This is a genomic window from Allobosea sp. Root381 (assembly GCF_001429395.1).
Lineage (GTDB): Bacteria > Pseudomonadota > Alphaproteobacteria > Rhizobiales > Beijerinckiaceae > Allobosea.
In genome coordinates, this window is the sequence record NZ_LMJT01000040.1 from 1 (window position 1) to 2690 (window position 2690).

Genomic DNA, 2690 nt, shown 5'->3' on the forward strand with positions numbered 1-2690 from the left:
ACAGAAGCCACCAGACTGCGAAGAGAAGCGTGACCCGCGTGAACGAGCCCCGGCACAGGCTGCAATCCGAGCTTGACCCAACTGCCCGATTAGAGAAGCAGACTCTTGGCACCTGCCTGAAAGCAGACCTGAATTCGCCCGCGTGGCACGGCCCGTCCGTCGCACGCGATTGCGTCGTTGGGATGCCAATAGCGACTGGAGGATACGTCTCTACTTTTTGGATATTGCGGTGCGCTCCCAGGAGCATATGCTTCCGATCGATCTCTCGCCAACTGCGCTAAACCTCGTCAGAGGAGAGCTGCATGGAAGTTGTCGACACAGCCGAGATCATCGTTTTGGTCGACAATGCGAGCGATAGCCTTTCCTCGACGCCCGACAGTGTCGAAACGGAATTCGCGCGGCACCGCCGCCGAGGCATGCCATGGCTTTCAGGTAAGTGCCTATGCTGCGCGGCACATGGGCTTTCCTGTCTGATCACGGTGACAGCTGGGGCGACCCGGCAAACCTTGCTGTTCGATACTGGCCCCGAGGAATGGGTGTTCGAGCGCAATGTACAGCGGCTAGGTGTCGATCTTGCGCCGGTTGGCGCCCTCGTGCTGTCACATGGGCATTGGGACCATGGTGGTGCGATGCCGCAGGCATTGCAGATGATCGGCATGGCGAACGGAGGTCAGCCTGTACCGACCTTCATGCATCCAGACATGTTCGCGCTCCGCGCTACCCGCTCCGCCGACGGCCAGTTTCGGCCCATGGAGTTGGTTCCGAGCGAAGCTGTCCTAAGCGGCTGCGGGGGGCGTGTAATTGTGACCCGTAACGAGCAGCTGGTGCTGAACAGGGCTTTCTACGTCAGCGGCGAGATCCCACGCGTTACGCCATTCGAGCGCGGCTTCCCTGGTCAGCATCGTCAGACTGTGACCGGTGAATGGGAACTCGACGAAATCATGCTAGATGAACGCTTTGTAGCGATCAGCCTGTCTGGCAAAGGATTGGTCGTGTTCACCGCCTGCTCGCACGCTGGTCTGATCAACGTCTTAAGTCACGCGCAAGCGAGATTTCCGACCACTCCGCTTTACGGCGTGTTCGGAGGCTTTCATTTGTCGGGGAGTACCGAGGCCATCATTCCGGAGACCGTCAAGGCGCTGGCATCGTTCGATCTGCGTTTGATCGCTCCAGGCCACTGCACAGGGTGGCGGGCTGTCAGCGCGCTGGCCGGTGCCTATGGCGAACGAGTGATACCCATGTCGGTTGGCAAGACGTTTCGGCTTTAACAATGCGCGACGTCTCGGAGACATGCCGAGCGATCTGAAAAATGTCACTGAAAGGCAATGTCTGTTCGTTCAACGGAAGCCTCCTAAAGAGAGCTACTTCGGTCTGGCGCCATTTGTTGACATTCGGTCGTTGCCCGAAATCGGACGTTGCAGCACCAGCTCGCTTGCCTTGATGTTGGCGATCGAGCCTAGGATCATCAGGTCGAAGGCATTGAGCTGTCATGCTCCGGAAAATGGCGCTATCCCTGCCGAAAATCCGGAGACGACAATTCATATGGCTGAAACTGAAGGCTCGCCTCGCAAGGGCCTGAACCTGCGACTGCTCGAGATTTTCGCGGCAGTGGTCCACGCAAACGGAATGACCGGTGCCGCGACCGCGCTGGGCTTGACGCAGTCGGCGGTGTCGCAGGCCATCGCCAATCTCGAGACCTCCGTAAATGCGCGCCTGATCGATCGGGGGACGCGGCCGCTAAAGCTCACTCTGCTCGGCGACATCATCTACCGGCGTACGATCGAGATTCTTGATCGCGTGCAGGATTTGGATCGCGCGATCGAGCTTCAGCTCAACAACGCCATCCCGATGCTTCGCCTCGGTGTCGCCGACTCGGTGGCTAGTACTGCTGGCCCGCATCTCGTGCGTAACCTCGATAGGCTCGCCGCGCAGTTCATGATCTGGTCCGGAGCAAGCGAGGCCAGTGTGCGCTCTCTAGCCGAACGCAAGGTCGACTTCATCCTCACAGCTGAGGAAGCGCCGCCTGAGGCGGAGTTCGTCAGCATTCCGATATTCGAGGAGCCTTACGTCCTGGTGCTGCCGATTGAGCTCTCGGAGCCGCATTATACGCTCGAAACGCTGATCGCCGCGGCGCCCTTCATCCGCTACGGGAATCAGTCTTTCATAGGCTTGGCAGTCGACGCCTATCTGCAGCGCAACGGCGTTATGCCGCCAAATCGATACCGTCTTGACACCTCAGACTCAGTGCTTGCGATGGTTGAGGCCTCGATGGGTTGGACGATCAGCACCCCGCTCGGCATCCTCAAGACGCGCATCGGCTCTCCGCGCTTCCATTGTCTTCCCTTGCCGAGCCCGGCGCCGACCAGGCGAATATCGCTGGTAGCGCGCCGGGCGGAGGGCGAGGCGCTGGCCATGCAGATCGCCGACGCCGCACGCAACGCGCTGGTCGAGCATTGCTTGCCGGGCTTGAAGGACATCGCACCGGGAGCCGTGTTCCGAAGCGAATTTTCGTAAGAGTCAGTGCGCGGATCTCACGCCACGGCCCGCCGGCAGAAGGCTCGAGATCCAACACTTGCCGATCGGATCCCAGTCCGGCGATCCGCGGCTTGCAGCTACAAAAAAGCGACCGCCGGGGTGCGGCGGTCGCTTCGATGGTGAGGACGGTGCGATCGCTTAGGCGGCGACGGCCT

General features: G+C 60.3%; 2 protein-coding genes. Both read left to right on the forward strand.

What is annotated here, in order from left to right; translation table 11 throughout:
* Nucleotides 1-302 precede the first annotated feature (302 nt).
* On the forward strand, nucleotides 303-1268 hold the full coding sequence (locus ASE63_RS21340) for an MBL fold metallo-hydrolase (RefSeq protein WP_056806334.1): 966 nt from the start codon (nucleotides 303-305) through the stop codon (nucleotides 1266-1268).
* Between the two features lie 22 nt (nucleotides 1269-1290).
* Nucleotides 1291-2514: a LysR family transcriptional regulator gene (locus ASE63_RS21345; RefSeq protein WP_082610179.1), complete on the forward strand. Its 1224-nt coding sequence runs from the start codon at nucleotides 1291-1293 to the stop codon at nucleotides 2512-2514.
* Nucleotides 2515-2690 lie beyond the last annotated feature (176 nt).

Excerpts from the sequence above, each read along its gene's own strand:
- ASE63_RS21340 (WP_056806334.1), top strand. The coding sequence starts at position 303 with ATGGAAGTTGTCGACACAGCCGAGATCATCGTTTTGGTCGACAATGCG.
- ASE63_RS21345 (WP_082610179.1), top strand. The coding sequence starts at position 1,291 with ATGCCGAGCGATCTGAAAAATGTCACTGAAAGGCAATGTCTGTTCGTT.